The sequence below is a fragment of the Pseudomonas sp. 5Ae-yellow genome (genome assembly GCF_014077575.1).
GTDB classification, from domain to species: Bacteria; Pseudomonadota; Gammaproteobacteria; order Pseudomonadales; family Pseudomonadaceae; genus Halopseudomonas; species Halopseudomonas neustonica.
This window is the reverse complement of sequence record NZ_JACGWE010000005.1, coordinates 112025-125774: the sequence shown is the minus strand read 5'-3', so window position 1 is coordinate 125774 and position 13750 is coordinate 112025. Positions and strand designations below refer to the sequence as shown.

Genomic DNA, 13750 nt, shown 5'->3' with positions numbered 1-13750 from the left:
TTAACCCGCCCCGCCTAAACTCAACGGGTTAACTTACCCATATTCCTGCACCTACTCCGTAAGTGCACAGGCGAGGCTTGCGCATCATGAAAACCCGTATCACAGAACTCTTTGGCATCGAGCATCCGATCATTCAGGGCGGCATGCATCACGTTGGTTACGCCGAGCTGGCCGCTGCGGTTGCCAATGCCGGCGGCCTGGGCATGATCACCGCACTGACGCAGCCCAACCCCGAGGCGCTGGCCGAAGAGATCCGCCGCTGCCGCGAGATGACCGACAAGCCATTCGGCGTGAACCTGACCTTTTTGCCCTCGGTTAAACAGCCCGACTACCCTGGCTATATCGAAGCGCTGATCAAGGGCGGCGTGAAAGCGGTCGAGACCGCTGGTAACAACCCGGCCAAGTGGTTGCCGATCCTCAAGGAAAACGGCATTAAAGTAATCCACAAGTGCACCGCCGTGCGCCACGCGCTCAAGGCCGAGGCGATTGGTTGTGATGCGGTCAGCGTGGATGGCTTTGAATGTGGCGGTCACCCCGGTGAAGACGACATCCCCAACTTCATTCTGCTGCCCCGCGCGGCAGAAGAGCTGAAAATCCCCTTTGTTGCTTCCGGTGGCATGGCCGATGGTCGCTCGCTGGTTGCCGCGCTGGCACTGGGCGCCGAGGGCATGAACATGGGCACGCGCTTTATCGCTACTCAGGAAGCCCCCGTACACGAGAACGTGAAGGCGGCCATTGTCGCGGCCAGCGAGCTGGATACCCGCCTGGTCATGCGCCCACTGCGCAATACCGAGCGGGTGATGGTCAACGATGCCGTTGAGCGCCTGCTGGAGAAAGAGCGCCGCCTGGGTGCCGATCTCAAGTTTGAAGATATCGTCGATGAAGTCGCTGGCGTGTACCCGAAGATCATGAAAACCGGTGACATGGATGCCGGTGCCTGGTCTTGCGGCATGGTCGCAGGCCTGATCAACGACATCCCCACCGCCAAAGTGCTGATCGACCGCATCATGGCCGAAGCCGACGGCATTATTCGTCAGCGTCTGGCTGGCATGCTGGGCTAAGCGCCGCACAGCACCAGGTCCCCTCTGAGAAGCCAGGCAGACCAGCCTTTTTTCCAGAGGGCCGCACCGATTGATTACAGGAGTTGCACATGAGCTTTGATACCCCGCTTTACCTTTGCGGCCCGTTGCGCGAGCCGAAACAAATGCTGGCCGATCAGGAATACAGCGGCCACACCTCGATTCACGACGACAGCATGGCCGAGAAGCTGGGCTTTCGTGCGGGCCCGATTGAAGGGCCTACGCATTTCAGCATGTTCACCCCGATGCTGGTCGAGATCTGGGGCCAGGAATGGTTTGAGCGCGGCTGTTTCTCAGCGCACTTCCAGAACATGGTGGTCGAGGGCGAACAGGTTCGTGCCTTCGTTGAGCGCCCTGCGCCGGGCGCTACCCGCGTGCGCTGCTGGGCTGAGAAAGCCGACGGCACAGCAGTACTGGAAGCCAGCGCCAGCATCGGCGCAGCGCCAGGTGAAAGCCTGTTGTATGAGCGTATGGCCAAGCTGCGTGCACCAGAGAAGTTAGTGATTCTGTCTGATCTGCACGTGGGCATGAAGGGCGCGGTAGACGAGAAAGTGCGCATGGATGCTGACCAGCATATGGGCGAGCTCTACCCTTTCTCGTTGAACCAGAAGCTCGAAGGCATCACCGAGAACTCCAATTGGTATTCCGATGCCAGCGCGACGCCGTGGGGCCGCGCCGTCATCCCGACCGAGATGGTTAGCGTACTGGCGGAATACACCAGTAAGGCCGCCGAGTTTCCGGTCAAGCAGCCGGTGATCGGGCTGTTTGCCGATCAGGAAATCCGTATGGTCGATGGCCCGCTGCTGGTGGGTGAAGACTACCTGATCCGCCGTGAAGTGGTCGCGCTCTCGGAGAGCAAGCGCACCGAGTCTTACTGGGTGCTGTCGCGCATTTATGATGCCAGCGGCGAGGTGCTCAAGGCCGAGATGCTGCTCAACCACGCTACCCTGAAGCACTCCTACGCCAACTACGAGGCAGAAGCTTCAGCGTAAGTCTGTGCCTGCGGCAGCCGCCCGGTTGCCGCCCTGCAGTAGACGGGTCGCCTTGATTGCACCGCCGCGCGGTGGGACTATCAAGGCACGACCTACTGCCACAGGAGGCGCAAGCCATGCTGCCACGTCGCCGTTTTCAGATATCCTTTCTGGTTTTGCTGGGCTCGCTGCTGTGCAGCATGAACGCCTACGCATTACGTTGCGGTACCAACCTGGTGCGTGAAGGCGATCTCAAATTCAAGGTACTGCAATCCTGCGGCGAGCCTATCTCCCGCGAGACCATCGGCTACATTGACCGCCAGCACATAGGCAACCGGGTGCGCGTGATGAACATCGAAGAATGGATCTACAAGGTCTCGGGCAATTATCAGAGCCTGGAGTTTGAGGGCAATGAGCTGGTGAAGATAACCCTGATCCGCTGATGCTGGACCCAACTCTGTTCGCCGCCAGGCTTGGCTAGCTGTCGGAAAATACAAAACCGTGTGGGCTTTGCAAGGCGCAATTTAATGCCGTCTGACCAGCCCGTCACTGGGTAAACGCGCGAACTCCAGTCGCCGGTGATGGTCTAGAGTGACAGTACAGACCCATGATGCAGTCTGCTCCCGTTTTCCACACTCAAGGTAGGCACGCCATGTTCAAACCCGCTTCATTCGTTGTGCTGCTCAGCCTCGTTGCCACGCCCATATTTGCCGCCACCGACTGCGCGGCCATGCAGGGCTGCGAACGCAAATTCTGTGAAATTCAGCATGAGCTGGCCCAGGCAAAGGCCGACGGTAACAACTACAAGGCGGCTGGCCTGTCCCGCGCGCTTGAGAACGCCAAAACGCACTGCTCGAACGAGCAACTCAAGACCGATCTGCAGCAAGAACTGAGCGAGGCCGAGCAAGATCTGGCGGAGTACCAGGCGGACCTCAAGCAAGCCCAACAGGATGCGGATGCAGACAAGATCACCAAGTATGAAGGCAAGATGGCCGAAGAACGCCGCAAGATAGCCGAGCTGCAACAGCAGCTGACCGAACTGGAGTGAGCTATCGCTATCAGCTGCGGCTGCAACGCGCAGACAACAGCACAAGCCTGCTGAGCGAACTCATCGACGATATCGTACTCAACATGCATACAATGCATTAACGCAAGGACCTAGGGTATGAGCAAGACACTGGTTATTGGCAGCACGGGCAACATAGGTTTGTTAACGCTGCCCATGCTGAAAGACGCAGGCATCGAGCTTGCTGCACTGGCCCGCAGCCCCGACAAGCTGGCTGGCATCTCGGGTATCGATGTAATTGAGGGCGACCTGGAGAGCGACTTTGAATATGCCTTCAAAGACTGTGATCGCGTGGTCTTTACCGCCGGCTCAGGCGCCAGCACCGGGCCCGATAAGACGCTGCTGATTGACCTGTGGGCAGCCTGCAAGGCGGTGGATTACGCCCGCAAACACCACGTAAAACACTTTGTGATAGTCAGCTCACGTGGCGCAGACAACCCCGACGCTATCGACTCGCCCATCAAGCCGTACCTGGTCGCCAAGCACATGGCGGATGAGTACCTGATCCGCTCCGGCGTGCCCTATACCATTCTGCGTCCCGGCAAGCTGACCGATGACGGCGGCACCGGCCAGATCACAACACGTCGCCCGGAAAATCCTGATGCGCAGAGCATTTCCCGCACTGACGTCGCCAAGGTGATCACCCGTGTATTGCAGACGGGACAAAGCAAGAACGTGACCTACGAGCTGTACAAAGGCGAAACGGCAATAGCAGATCTGATTGCCTGAACGCACCAGCAAGCAAAACGTGAACCGGGTTTGGACCCACAGGCGGGCCGCGGGTTAAGCTACGCGGCCCTGTTTGACGGGGTCGGGACCGCCCGTCTTCGTTTTGTTATCTGGAGCCTACTTTGTCTACCCAAGCTGTTTACTCCCCCAACCAGGCCGCGGCCGCGGCCTTCCTCGGTGGCCCTCTGGCCGGGCTGTATTTTCTGAAGCACAACTTTCGAGTACTCCAGCGCACCGAGCAGGAACAACTGACGGTGCGCTATGGCGGCATCTTCATGGTTGCCATGATGGCTATTCTACCGTTCATCCCAGAAAGCGTACCTGGGCTGCCATTTGCCGTCGCCTTTGTCGTTGTTTCGCGCATGCTGGTCGAGAAGTATCAGTTCAGCAAGCAGGACATCATTGATGCGCCCGAGCTGGAGTTTCAATCCAACTGGCTGGTATTGGGTGTGTCCTTGTTGTGCATGGTGATTTTTCTCGCGGTTAGCTTTGCGGTAATTTTTGCGTTGATCTCAGCCGGTATCATCCCAGCCGAGTATTAAGCCGTGCCGCTGCGCTAGCGGGCTGCAAGGACAGTAACTGACGGCGTATCCGAGGTAACAGCTGTAATCAAAGGAGTGACCATGCACTGTTTTAACCATCCCGATAACGTTGCCGTTGGTCTGTGCAAATGCTGCAGCCGCGGGCTGTGCGTCGATTGCGCCGCTGATCTTGGTCACGGCCTGGCGTGCCGTGACCGCCACGAACAGCAGGTTGAAGCCATGAACATGATCATTGAGCAAAGCGCACGCATTTACTCGTCCGCGCCGAAGAACATCCTTATTGGCCCGATCTTCTTTCTGTTCATGGGATTGTTGTTTGCCGGCTTTGGACTCTTTTCGCCTAACGGCATCAGTGCTTTCCCGCTGCTGCTGGGGGTCGGCTTCATACTCTTTGCCGTGGTCGCCTTTGTGCGTAGCCGGGCACTGTTTCGTGGTCAGCCATGAGCGTGCGCCGCATACTGATACTGGGCGGCTACGGTAACTTCGGGAAGCGCATCGTCAGCTCACTGTGCGACTGCGCGGAAGTCACGCTGATCATTGCCGGTCGCAACATAGCCAAGGCCAATGCGCTGCGCGATTCGCTTAGCGCGCAGGCATCGGCGAGGGTAACCAGCGCCGCACTGGATCTACAATCACCGAACTTGGCAGCGCAACTAAAGGCGCTGCAGCCGGACCTGCTGATCCACACCGGCGGCCCGTTTCAGGGGCAGGACTACCGCGTGCCAGAAGCTTGTATTGCGGTGGGCTGCCACTACATAGACCTGGCCGACGATCGCCGCTTTGTCTGTGATATTAGCCAACTGGATGCCGCCGCTCAGGCAGCCAAGGTGTTGCTGGTGTCGGGCGCCAGCTCGGTCCCGGGCATGTCGTCGTGTGTCATTGCGCATTTTGCCGAGCGCTTTTCGCGCCTGGATGATATCGATTTCTCTATTGCACCAGGTAATCAGGCTGAGCGCGGCGAAGCGACGGTCGGCGGCATCTTGTCTTACACCGGACACCCCATTCGTGTCTGGCGCGACGGCAACTGGGCGCAGGTGTATGGCTGGATGTCACCGCGCACAATGCTATTTGACGACACTATCGGCACTCGACCACTGGCCAACATCGACATACCCGACCTGGAGCTACTGCCACTCGCCTACCCCACGTTGCGCAATGTGGCCTTTCAAGCTGGCCTTGAGTTGCCGCTGCTGCACTATGGCATGTACCTGATGGCATGGATGGCAAGGCTGGGCCTCGTGCGTGACTGGTCGCGCTGGACCAGACCGATTGTCAGCGCCAGCGAGTGGTTCATACGCTGGGGCACCGACACGGGTGGCATGCAAATCAACCTGCGCGGCCTTGATCAGCAACAGCAGCCGCTGCATATCAAGTGGGTATTGGGCGCCACCGATGGTATTGGTCCTTACATACCCACGCTGTCAGCCCTGATTCTGGCGCGTAAGCTGATTTCTGGCGAGCTGACCTCGGTTGGCGCTACGCCCTGCATGAACCTCTATTCGATGGCCGACTTTGCACGCGAAGTGGAACCACTCGCCATCTACCAGCACAGTGAAGAAACCCGTGGATAAGCGGCATGGATAATTATCTGCTGCTGAAACTGCTGCATATCCTGAGTGCTGCGGTGCTCGCTGGCACCGGCACGGGTATCGCCTTTTTCATGTATATGGCGCACCGTTCAGGCAACCTGCAGGCACTGGCCATCACCACGCGTCACGTGGTGCTCGCCGACTGGCTATTTACCGCACCGGCGGTGGTGGTGCAGTTCACTACCGGCCTAATGCTCATGCAGCGTATTGGCCTGAGTTTTACCTCGCCCTGGTTCTTCACCGCGCTTGGGCTGTTTCTGTTTATTGGCCTGTGCTGGCTGCCGGTCGTCGTGATTCAGTATCGGCTGTGCGCGTTGGCGGCCAGCGCGTTACACAGCGGTCAGCTGGACCCGGCCTTTGCGCCGCTGATGCGCTGCTGGACGGCACTTGGCATCCCGGCCTTTGCCGCCATTGTGGTGCTTTTCTGGCTGATGGTATTCAAGCCGCTGCCGCTGATCTGAGCAATGACCATGACATCACAACAGCAACGCGTTACCCGCTGGAGCCTCAGCTTTCTGTGGATCGTTACTGCTGTGGTTTCCGTCACCCTGGGCCGTGATATCGGCTTTGACGTTCTGGCGCGCATCAATCTGCACGCCGATGCCGCCGCGCTGACGATACTCGCTGGCAGCCTGCTCGACCTGATCATTGGTCTCTGGCTGCTCAGCGGCCGTGCGCTGCGCGCCTGCTGTCTGCTGCAGCTGGCGGTTATCGTCAACTACTCGATCCTGCTGACGCTGATTGCACCCGCCTTTTGGCTACACCCCTTTGGTCCGCTCACCAAAAATGTGCCGATTCTGGTGCTGATCTGGCTGCTTTACAGCAGCCAGCAACAACCCACACGCGCCACAGACGGCACCTGACAACAGCACCGGCAAACTGCTGGAGCATCATCAGGCAAATGGATTCCCCCATCAGAAGGATTGACGGAACACGCATTTAGTTGAAGGCTAGGCGAGTGGTTAAAGAATAAAATCCAACAACGAAAGGATCCAATATGTTCAGTCATGTCATGCTTGGCGCTAACGATATCGAAGCCTCCAAGACCTTCTACGACGCTATTCTGGGCGTAGTCGGCTGCAAGCCGGGCGTTATCGATCCCAAGGGCCGCTGCTTCTACTTCACCAAGACCGGCACCTTTGCTCTGAGCAAGCCAATCAATGGCGAGTCAGCCAGCCACGGTAACGGCAGCACCATCGGCTTCGCTGTTGAAAACCCAGAGCAAGCTGATGCTTGGCATGCGGCTGGTCTCGCCAACGGTGGGGTTACCTGTGAAGACCCGCCGGGTGTGCGTGAAGGCGGCGGCATGAAGCTGTACCTGGCCTACCTGCGTGACCCGTCCGGTAACAAGATCTGCGCTATGTACCGCATGCCCTAAGCGTCAAAGCGTTAGCGCCGTGACCGGTCTGCACACTGCCGGCCTGTCATGGCGACACACAACTCAAACACTACACGGAAAGCCGTAATGGAATACAAGGTCGTGATTTACCAGGAAGGCATGCTGGGCTCGTTGCTACTGGGCAACTCTAAGGTCAACCCGGTCAAGTTTACCGATTTTTTGAATATGAACGCCGCTGACGGCTGGCGCGTACAGACCATGGAAAAAGATATCCGCCGCATGCTGCTGTTATGGAAGCGCGAGGCTTACGTGGTCATCCTCGGGCGCGAAAGATGAAATGGGGCGCCGGTATTTGCCTGCTATTATTTGTCGCTGGCGGCCTGCTGGCGATTGCGCAGATCTGGTTCGCGCTGTTAAGCCCTGATGCCTTCTTCAAGGTTCTCATCACCTTGGGCATTTTGTTTGTCATCAGCCTCGGCGTCACCCTGGTAACGCGCGAGTACCTGCAGGACAAGGAACTGCGCACCAAGGGCTTTATCGACTAAATTGCGCGGTAGCGCGTTAAACCGGCCCAGCGGCCATAGACACAACCGGGATGCAGTGCATGAACCACTGGTTTTACCTGGCTACTGCCATCGTGACGGAAGTCATTGCCACCTCGGCACTGAAAGCCAGCGAGGGCTTCAGCAAACCGCTGCCGTCAGTGGTTGTGGTTATTGGCTATCTGGTGTCGTTCTACTTTCTGTCGCTGACGCTCAAAACCATCCCTGTCGGCATCGCCTACGCGATTTGGTCGGGCGTGGGTATTGTGCTGATATCGCTGGTGGCCTGGATGCTCTATGGGCAAAAGCTGGACCTACCGGCACTGATTGGTATGGGCATGATCATGGCCGGGGTGATGGTGATTAATCTGTTCTCCAGCACGACCGGACACTGAGGGTTTCAGCCATGCACAAGGGCAGCTGTCTGTGCGGAGCTATCCGCTATCGCGTCAACGGCCCCATCGGTGACATCGTTCATTGTCACTGCGCAACCTGCCGCAAAGCCCATGCCGCAGCCTTCTCCAGTGTTGCCGCCGTAGCCGACAGCGACTTTGAATTGCAGGGCAACGAAATGCTCAGCCACTACCGCTCGTCGCCAGACAAGGCACGCTACTTCTGCTCTGGCTGCGGCAGTCAAATCTATGCCAAACGTGATGGCACCGCCCATCTGGTTCTGCGCCTGGGAACGCTGGACGATGATCCGCAGAGCACCGAACGCAGCCATATCTGGCTAAGCGAAAAAGCGCCCTGGTATCAGTTAGACCAGCAACTGACAGAATACGACTGCGCCGAGCCGGGTTGAATCGCTTTGGCAGTCTGGCGCTCAGGTTGCCAGCAGCTGGGTGACCTCGTCACCAAAGGCCGCGCCAACCGCTACCTGAATATCTCGCGCTCCCACCGGCTCTGAACACTCTGAACAGACCATCACCGGCTTCATGCGTTTACCGCAAGCCTTATGGGTATGCTCGATGGGCGCGCCACGCTCATCGGCCATATAGGTATCGCCCCAACTAACCAGCGACATGATCACCGGGTGCAGCGCCAGACCTTTGTCCGTCAAACGATACTCCTCTCGCAGCGGCCGCTGTTGATAAGGCACTTTCTGCAGCACCTCGTGCTCTACCAGTTTTTTCAAACGATCGGCCAACAAGTGGCGAGTGACGCCAAGTCGTTTTTCAAAGCCATCAAAGCGGCGCACGCCGAGAAAGCAGTCGCGCAGCACCAGTAGCGTCCAGCGGTCGCCGATGACGGACAGAGTGCGTGACAGGGAGCAGGGCTGTTGATCGAGTTCTTCCCAGCGCATGATTGGTCCTCGGTTGTGAAGGCTCCAGCCTAGCTTGACAAGTTCCAAAAAGAAACCGACTATTTGGTTAGTTCTTTAAAGGAACCAACTGACAACAAGAGGAACTGCGTATGAATGCTCCCTGCCCCGTCGCCGTAGTAATCGGTGCCGGCGACGCCACCGGTGGCGCCATTGCCCGCCGCTTTGCGCGCGAAGGTTTTACCCTGTGTGTTACCCGTCGCAATGTCGACAGCCTCAGCGAGCTGGTCAGCCAGATCGAGCACGAAGGTGGCAAGGCACATGCTTTTGGCTGCGACGCGCGCAGCGAAGAAGAAATGACTGCGCTGTTTGAGCAGATCGAGCGCGACATCGGCCCGGTAGAGGTGGTGATCTTCAACATCGGCGCCAACGTGCATTTCAGCATCACCGAAACCACCGCGCGGGTGTATCGCAAGGTATGGGAAATGGCGGCGTTCTCTGGCTTTCTGACTGGACGTGAGGCTGCCAAGGTAATGCTGCCGCGCGGCAAGGGCACCATTATCTTTACCGGCGCGACCGCATCACTGCGCGGTGGCTCGGGCTTCTCGGCCTTTGCCAGCGCCAAGTTCGCACTGCGCGCACTGGCCCAGAGCATGGCCCGCGAGCTGGGCCCCAAAGGCATTCATGTGGCCCATCCAATAATCGACGGTGCCATTGATACCGCCTTTATCCGCGACACCTTTCCTGAACGCTATGCCCTGAAAGAGCAGGATGGCATCCTCAATCCAGAACACATTGCCGATCAATACTGGGCCATTCACGCCCAGCCACGCGACAGCTGGACCCACGAGCTGGATCTGCGCCCCTGGATGGAAACGTTCTGACAACGCACAAAGAATTCCTTTAGCGCTAACAACCTATTTTCTCTGGGAGTACCCACATCATGAGCAAAACAATCGAGTTCTACTTCGACGTTGGCAGCCCCGCCAGCTATCTGGCCTGGACCCAACTTGATGCCCTGGCGCAGCGCACCGGTGCCCGCGTCGAGCTGAAGCCCATGTTGCTCGGCGGCGTGTTTATGGCTACCGGCAACAGCTCTCCCGCCACCGTACCCGCCAAGGGCAATTACAGCCGCATCGACATGCAGCGCTACGCCAATCGTTACGGCGTGACCCTGAACCAGAACCCCTTCTTTCCTATCAACACCCTGCACCTGATGCGCGGCGCAATGGCTTATCAAGGCACCGCTGATTTCGAGCGTTACCTGACCACGGTTTTCAACGCCATGTGGATCGATGAGCTGGATATGGGGCAACCGGAGGTAGTCGGCAAGGTATTGGCCAAGGGTGGTTTTGATCCAGCTGAGGTGATGACCAAAGCCAGCGATCCGGCGGTGAAAGAACAACTCAAGAAAGCCACCGAAGAGGCAGTCAGCCGAGGCGTTTTTGGCGCACCGACCTTCTTTGTTGGCGATGACATGTTCTTTGGCCAGGATCGGCTGGAGTGGGTCGAGGCGGCAGCCAGCAACTAAGCTCCGCGCTCCCTGCAGCCGCGTATGTGCGCCGCAGGTCACATGCAGATCATTTGCTACAAAGTGGTAATTGACGGAACCAGGCGGCAGGCATAAGTTAGCGCTTAATCCCCTTTTGGTCGGAATAATCACCATGCTGTCCCTTGCGCTAAAGTGTGTAATGGGTGCGCTCGCAGTGCTGTTGATCGCACTGCTGGCGAAATCAAAAAGCTTTTATATCGCTGGCCTGGTGCCGCTTTTTCCGACCTTCACCATCATCGCCCACTACATCATCGGCACCCAGCGGCTGTCGAGTGACCTGCGTAGCACGGCGCTGTTTGGTCTGTGGTCGCTGATTCCCTACGCGCTGTATCTGATTTCGATTGCCTGGTTTAGTCAGCGATTCAGTTTGATTACCACGCTGGTGTTGGCGGTAGTGGCCTGGACTGTGGCGGCGGCGGTGCTGATTTATGTTTGGTCGCGGGTTTATTCGTTGGGGTAATGGCTATTCCGGATGGCTATCGCAGCCGTGCAGTGTTGAAACGTCTTTGGTTAGCTGATTTCCGCTTTCGCCTCTAGGCGAGCCAAGGGGGCATGCTTGCCCATGCCCCCTTAGCGATCCCCCAGGGCACCCAGCTGCGCGGCCCTCCGGGTTCGCTGCGTTGCTCGACCTGCCGGGGATACTCGCAAACTCGCTTCGCTCAGACACCGCGAGCATCTTTTTCCCGGCAGCTCTGCGCTACTCGCCCGCTCAGATGGGAACTGGTGGGCCCTGCAAACGTGGGTTTTGGTGTTTAAATCTTGACCAAAACAACCAAACTCGAAAACCACGCCGTGCTCGACCAGTGATTCCCCCTTCCAAGCTGCCGATTAACGCAGGGGTTGAGCGATTAAGCCGAGGAATGTTGGGGGCGCCTAGCCTGAGGTGCGAAGCGCCGAGTTCCGCAGGCGCGCTCAACACCGAGTAACGCAGGGAAGCCGCAGGCCAGCTTGGTGGCCCAATCTGGTCGCGTGCATTTCTTTTGGTTATCTTTTCTTTGGCCATTCAAAGAAAAGTGACTCGCCGGAAAAGGCGAAAAACGCGCTTGGTAACAACCAAAATAACCAGCCATTGCTCAGCGCAATAAAAGCTTGGCCGCACCCGATAAGCGATCAGGTCTCAAGCATAATGGTCACCGGCCCATCATTCACCAGATGCACCTGCATATCCGCCCCAAACCGCCCTGTCGCCACCGGCGCGTGCAGCGCCTGAGCCTGGCTCACCAGATAATTGAACAGCACCTCAGCCTGCGCTGGTGGCGCGGCGGTTGAGAAGCCGGGGCGTAGACCCTTGCGCGTGTCGGCGGCTAGGGTGAACTGCGAGACCAGCAACAACCCGCCTTGCACCTGCCGCAGGGAATCATTCATGCGGCCATCGGCATCGTTGAATACCCGGTAGTCGAGTAGCCGCTTGAGCAGTTTGTCCGCGCTTGCCTCGGTGTCTTGCGGCTCGATGCCGACCAAGACCAGCAAGCCTTGGTCTATCGCGCCGACCACTTCACCGTCGACCTCGACGCGGGCCTGACGCACCCGCTGCAGTAGTCCCTTCATCTCATTCGGCCTGCGGTGCCAAATCCAGTAGGCGCTTGGCCATATCACCCGTCGCGCGCACCAAGGCATCGGCAATGCCCGGCTCGGAAGCCGCGTGACCGGCGTCGCGAATAATGTTCAGTTCGCTACTCGGCCAGGCTTGATGCAGTGCGTAGGCGTTATCCAGCGGACAGACCATATCGTAGCGGCCGTGCACTATGATGCCGGGAATATGTTCAATACTCGGCATATTGTTGAGCAACTGATTGGGCTCAAGGAAGGTCTTGTTGGCGAAGTAATGACACTCGATACGCGCGATGGCATAGGCGCGGCGGGCATCACTAAAGCGGTCTATCACCTGTGGGCTGGGTCGCAAGGTGGCGCAGCGGCCTTCCCAAATCGACCAGGCCTTGGCGGCATGCATGCGGCAGATCTCATCGTTACCGGTGAGGCGGCGATAGTAGGCGGCGACCATATCGTCGCGCTCTTCCTCGGGGATCAGATCCAGGTAGTCTTCCCAGAAGTCGGGGAAGATGTGGCTGGCGCCCTCTTGGTAGAACCAGCGAATATCCTGATCACGGCACAGGAAGATACCGCGCAACACCATGCCCATAACCCGGTCCGGATGCGCCTGCGCATAAGCCAGCGCCAGGGTGGAGCCCCAGGAACCACCAAAGAGTACCCACTTCTCGATACCCAGGTGCTCGCGCAGTACTTCCATATCTGCGACCAGGTCGGCCGTGGTGTTGTGCTCCAGATTGGCATGCGGGGTGGAACGTCCGCAGCCGCGCTGATCAAAGGTGATGATGCGATAGATCGACGGATCAAAGAAGCGTCGGCTGAGGGCATCACAACCGGCACCCGGACCGCCATGAATAAACACCACCGGCAAGCCATCTTCCTGACCACTTTCATCGACGTAGAGAACATGCGGTGGGGCCACTGCCAGCTCGTGACGGGCGTAGGGTTTGATCTCCGGATACAACAATTGCATGATGGGCTCCTGGCCTGTGCGCCAACGCGACGGACTTGCTGCTTTAGAGTAGTGCTGCCCTCTCCTCCGCGCCCGCGCCGCTATCTGGATAAAGCATCACATTACTGACCTGCGAGGCTGCTGTCACCTGTGCGCACGCTACTTATTCTGCTAATCACGCTGACCCTTTGCGCCTGCGGCCCCTCCTCGCCGGATGAACGCCTGAATCAGGCCATTACGCAACTGCAGGACGGCATAGAATCCCGCGACCGCGAGCAGGTAACCGCGCTGCTGCATCCCGAATTCAGCGCCCAGGATCAATTCGATAATGCCTGGGTGGAGCGCAATCTGCGGCTGATGTTTTTGCAGCACCAGCGCATCAATGTGTTGGTCAGTAGTCAGGATACGCAGATCGATCCCGGCTACCCCGAGCGCGCCGAAACCAAGGCGCGGGTGACCCTGACCGGCGCCGAGCGTTTTTTGCCCGAGAGCGCCGGTCAGTACGATATTCGCCTGCTCTGGCTGGATGATACCGGCGAGTGGCTGTTACGCGATATTGACTGGCAGCGGATCCGCTGAC

22 protein-coding genes are annotated in these 13750 nt (G+C 58.3%); 19 read left to right on the top strand and 3 right to left on the bottom strand.

What is annotated here, in order from left to right:
* The first annotated feature begins 86 nt into the window (after positions 1-86).
* The 15 genes from H4J77_RS05300 (at position 87) to H4J77_RS05230 (ending at position 8659) form a co-directional block, all read left to right on the top strand.
* Positions 87-1061, top strand: coding sequence for a nitronate monooxygenase family protein (locus tag H4J77_RS05300; protein ID WP_123891341.1), 975 nt, complete (start codon positions 87-89; stop codon positions 1059-1061).
* An 89-nt stretch (positions 1062-1150) separates the two neighbouring features.
* Positions 1151-2071, top strand: coding sequence for a hypothetical protein (locus H4J77_RS05295; RefSeq protein WP_182247371.1), 921 nt, complete (start codon positions 1151-1153; stop codon positions 2069-2071).
* Positions 2072-2187: 116 nt separating this feature from the next.
* Positions 2188-2493: a DUF2845 domain-containing protein gene (locus tag H4J77_RS05290; RefSeq protein WP_182247370.1), complete on the top strand. Its 306-nt coding sequence runs from the start codon at positions 2188-2190 to the stop codon at positions 2491-2493.
* Between the two features lie 209 nt (positions 2494-2702).
* Positions 2703-3098: a DUF1090 domain-containing protein gene (locus tag H4J77_RS05285; RefSeq protein WP_182247369.1), complete on the top strand. Its 396-nt coding sequence runs from the start codon at positions 2703-2705 to the stop codon at positions 3096-3098.
* Between the two features lie 117 nt (positions 3099-3215).
* Complete coding sequence (locus H4J77_RS05280) at positions 3216-3845, top strand: SDR family oxidoreductase (RefSeq protein WP_123891345.1); 630 nt, start codon at positions 3216-3218, stop codon at positions 3843-3845.
* 122 nt (positions 3846-3967) lie between these two features.
* Positions 3968-4387 (top strand): hypothetical protein, encoded by a 420-nt coding sequence (locus tag H4J77_RS05275; RefSeq protein WP_182247368.1) that lies wholly within the window; start codon positions 3968-3970, stop codon positions 4385-4387.
* Between the two features lie 81 nt (positions 4388-4468).
* Positions 4469-4831, top strand: coding sequence for a hypothetical protein (locus tag H4J77_RS05270; RefSeq protein ID WP_182247367.1), 363 nt, complete (start codon positions 4469-4471; stop codon positions 4829-4831).
* Entirely contained in the window at positions 4828-5958 is a 1131-nt protein-coding gene (locus H4J77_RS05265; RefSeq protein WP_220469259.1) for a saccharopine dehydrogenase family protein, read from the top strand. The genes H4J77_RS05270 and H4J77_RS05265 overlap by 4 nt, the downstream gene beginning before the upstream one ends.
* A 5-nt stretch (positions 5959-5963) precedes the next feature.
* The gene (locus tag H4J77_RS05260; protein ID WP_182247366.1) at positions 5964-6437 is read left to right on the top strand and encodes a DUF2269 domain-containing protein; all 474 of its coding nucleotides are present in this window, start codon (positions 5964-5966) and stop codon (positions 6435-6437) included.
* A 9-nt stretch (positions 6438-6446) separates the two neighbouring features.
* Positions 6447-6839 (top strand): DoxX-like family protein, encoded by a 393-nt coding sequence (locus H4J77_RS05255; protein WP_182247364.1) that lies wholly within the window; start codon positions 6447-6449, stop codon positions 6837-6839.
* A gap of 134 nt (positions 6840-6973) precedes the next feature.
* The gene (locus H4J77_RS05250; RefSeq protein WP_123891350.1) at positions 6974-7354 is read left to right on the top strand and encodes a VOC family protein; all 381 of its coding nucleotides are present in this window, start codon (positions 6974-6976) and stop codon (positions 7352-7354) included.
* Positions 7355-7441: 87 nt separating this feature from the next.
* Complete coding sequence (locus tag H4J77_RS05245) at positions 7442-7651, top strand: DUF4177 domain-containing protein (RefSeq protein ID WP_218565813.1); 210 nt, start codon at positions 7442-7444, stop codon at positions 7649-7651.
* Positions 7648-7860 carry a hypothetical protein gene (locus H4J77_RS05240; protein ID WP_123891352.1) on the top strand — a complete coding sequence of 71 codons (213 nt, stop codon included), beginning with the start codon at positions 7648-7650 and terminating at the stop codon, positions 7858-7860. Before H4J77_RS05245 ends, H4J77_RS05240 begins: the two co-directional genes overlap by 4 nt.
* A gap of 59 nt (positions 7861-7919) precedes the next feature.
* Positions 7920-8252 (top strand): multidrug efflux SMR transporter, encoded by a 333-nt coding sequence (locus H4J77_RS05235; RefSeq protein WP_182247362.1) that lies wholly within the window; start codon positions 7920-7922, stop codon positions 8250-8252.
* Between the two features lie 11 nt (positions 8253-8263).
* On the top strand, positions 8264-8659 hold the full coding sequence (locus H4J77_RS05230; protein WP_182247360.1) for a GFA family protein: 396 nt from the start codon (positions 8264-8266) through the stop codon (positions 8657-8659).
* Between the two features lie 21 nt (positions 8660-8680).
* On the opposite strand, the gene H4J77_RS05225 is transcribed toward H4J77_RS05230, so the two are convergent.
* Positions 8681-9160, bottom strand: a complete 480-nt coding sequence (locus H4J77_RS05225; RefSeq protein ID WP_182247358.1) for a helix-turn-helix domain-containing protein — start codon at positions 9158-9160, stop codon at positions 8681-8683.
* A gap of 110 nt (positions 9161-9270) precedes the next feature.
* On the opposite strand from H4J77_RS05225, the gene H4J77_RS05220 reads away from it, so the two are divergent.
* From H4J77_RS05220 to H4J77_RS05210, 3 genes are all read left to right on the top strand, one after another.
* Positions 9271-10002 (top strand): SDR family oxidoreductase, encoded by a 732-nt coding sequence (locus H4J77_RS05220; protein WP_123891356.1) that lies wholly within the window; start codon positions 9271-9273, stop codon positions 10000-10002.
* Between the two features lie 59 nt (positions 10003-10061).
* Complete coding sequence (locus H4J77_RS05215; RefSeq protein WP_182247356.1) at positions 10062-10649, top strand: 2-hydroxychromene-2-carboxylate isomerase; 588 nt, start codon at positions 10062-10064, stop codon at positions 10647-10649.
* Positions 10650-10785: 136 nt separating this feature from the next.
* On the top strand, positions 10786-11130 hold the full coding sequence (locus tag H4J77_RS05210) for a GlpM family protein (RefSeq protein ID WP_259364742.1): 345 nt from the start codon (positions 10786-10788) through the stop codon (positions 11128-11130).
* Between the two features lie 650 nt (positions 11131-11780).
* On the opposite strand, the gene dtd is transcribed toward H4J77_RS05210, so the two are convergent.
* Complete coding sequence (gene dtd / locus H4J77_RS05205) at positions 11781-12218, bottom strand: D-aminoacyl-tRNA deacylase (protein ID WP_182247352.1); 438 nt, start codon at positions 12216-12218, stop codon at positions 11781-11783.
* 1 nt (position 12219) lies between these two features.
* Positions 12220-13191 carry a prolyl aminopeptidase gene (gene pip, locus H4J77_RS05200; RefSeq protein WP_123888259.1) on the bottom strand — a complete coding sequence of 324 codons (972 nt, stop codon included), beginning with the start codon at positions 13189-13191 and terminating at the stop codon, positions 12220-12222.
* Positions 13192-13320: 129 nt separating this feature from the next.
* On the opposite strand from pip, the gene H4J77_RS05195 reads away from it, so the two are divergent.
* A complete protein-coding gene (locus H4J77_RS05195) occupies positions 13321-13749 on the top strand; it encodes a hypothetical protein (RefSeq protein ID WP_182247350.1) in 429 nt (142 codons plus the stop codon).
* Position 13750: the final 1 nt, after the last annotated feature.

Coding starts and splice junctions, on each gene's coding strand:
- H4J77_RS05300 (WP_123891341.1), top strand. CDS start 87: ATGAAAACCCGTATCACAGAACTCTTTGGCATCGAGCATCCGATCATT.
- H4J77_RS05295 (WP_182247371.1), top strand. CDS start 1,151: ATGAGCTTTGATACCCCGCTTTACCTTTGCGGCCCGTTGCGCGAGCCG.
- H4J77_RS05290 (WP_182247370.1), top strand. CDS start 2,188: ATGCTGCCACGTCGCCGTTTTCAGATATCCTTTCTGGTTTTGCTGGGC.
- H4J77_RS05285 (WP_182247369.1), top strand. CDS start 2,703: ATGTTCAAACCCGCTTCATTCGTTGTGCTGCTCAGCCTCGTTGCCACG.
- H4J77_RS05280 (WP_123891345.1), top strand. CDS start 3,216: ATGAGCAAGACACTGGTTATTGGCAGCACGGGCAACATAGGTTTGTTA.
- H4J77_RS05270 (WP_182247367.1), top strand. CDS start 4,469: ATGCACTGTTTTAACCATCCCGATAACGTTGCCGTTGGTCTGTGCAAA.
- H4J77_RS05265 (WP_220469259.1), top strand. CDS start 4,828: ATGAGCGTGCGCCGCATACTGATACTGGGCGGCTACGGTAACTTCGGG.
- H4J77_RS05260 (WP_182247366.1), top strand. CDS start 5,964: ATGGATAATTATCTGCTGCTGAAACTGCTGCATATCCTGAGTGCTGCG.
- H4J77_RS05255 (WP_182247364.1), top strand. CDS start 6,447: ATGACATCACAACAGCAACGCGTTACCCGCTGGAGCCTCAGCTTTCTG.
- H4J77_RS05250 (WP_123891350.1), top strand. CDS start 6,974: ATGTTCAGTCATGTCATGCTTGGCGCTAACGATATCGAAGCCTCCAAG.
- H4J77_RS05245 (WP_218565813.1), top strand. CDS start 7,442: ATGGAATACAAGGTCGTGATTTACCAGGAAGGCATGCTGGGCTCGTTG.
- H4J77_RS05240 (WP_123891352.1), top strand. CDS start 7,648: ATGAAATGGGGCGCCGGTATTTGCCTGCTATTATTTGTCGCTGGCGGC.
- H4J77_RS05235 (WP_182247362.1), top strand. CDS start 7,920: ATGAACCACTGGTTTTACCTGGCTACTGCCATCGTGACGGAAGTCATT.
- H4J77_RS05230 (WP_182247360.1), top strand. CDS start 8,264: ATGCACAAGGGCAGCTGTCTGTGCGGAGCTATCCGCTATCGCGTCAAC.
- H4J77_RS05225 (WP_182247358.1), bottom strand. CDS start 9,160: ATGCGCTGGGAAGAACTCGATCAACAGCCCTGCTCCCTGTCACGCACT.
- H4J77_RS05220 (WP_123891356.1), top strand. CDS start 9,271: ATGAATGCTCCCTGCCCCGTCGCCGTAGTAATCGGTGCCGGCGACGCC.
- H4J77_RS05215 (WP_182247356.1), top strand. CDS start 10,062: ATGAGCAAAACAATCGAGTTCTACTTCGACGTTGGCAGCCCCGCCAGC.
- dtd (WP_182247352.1), bottom strand. CDS start 12,218: ATGAAGGGACTACTGCAGCGGGTGCGTCAGGCCCGCGTCGAGGTCGAC.
- pip (WP_123888259.1), bottom strand. CDS start 13,191: ATGCAATTGTTGTATCCGGAGATCAAACCCTACGCCCGTCACGAGCTG.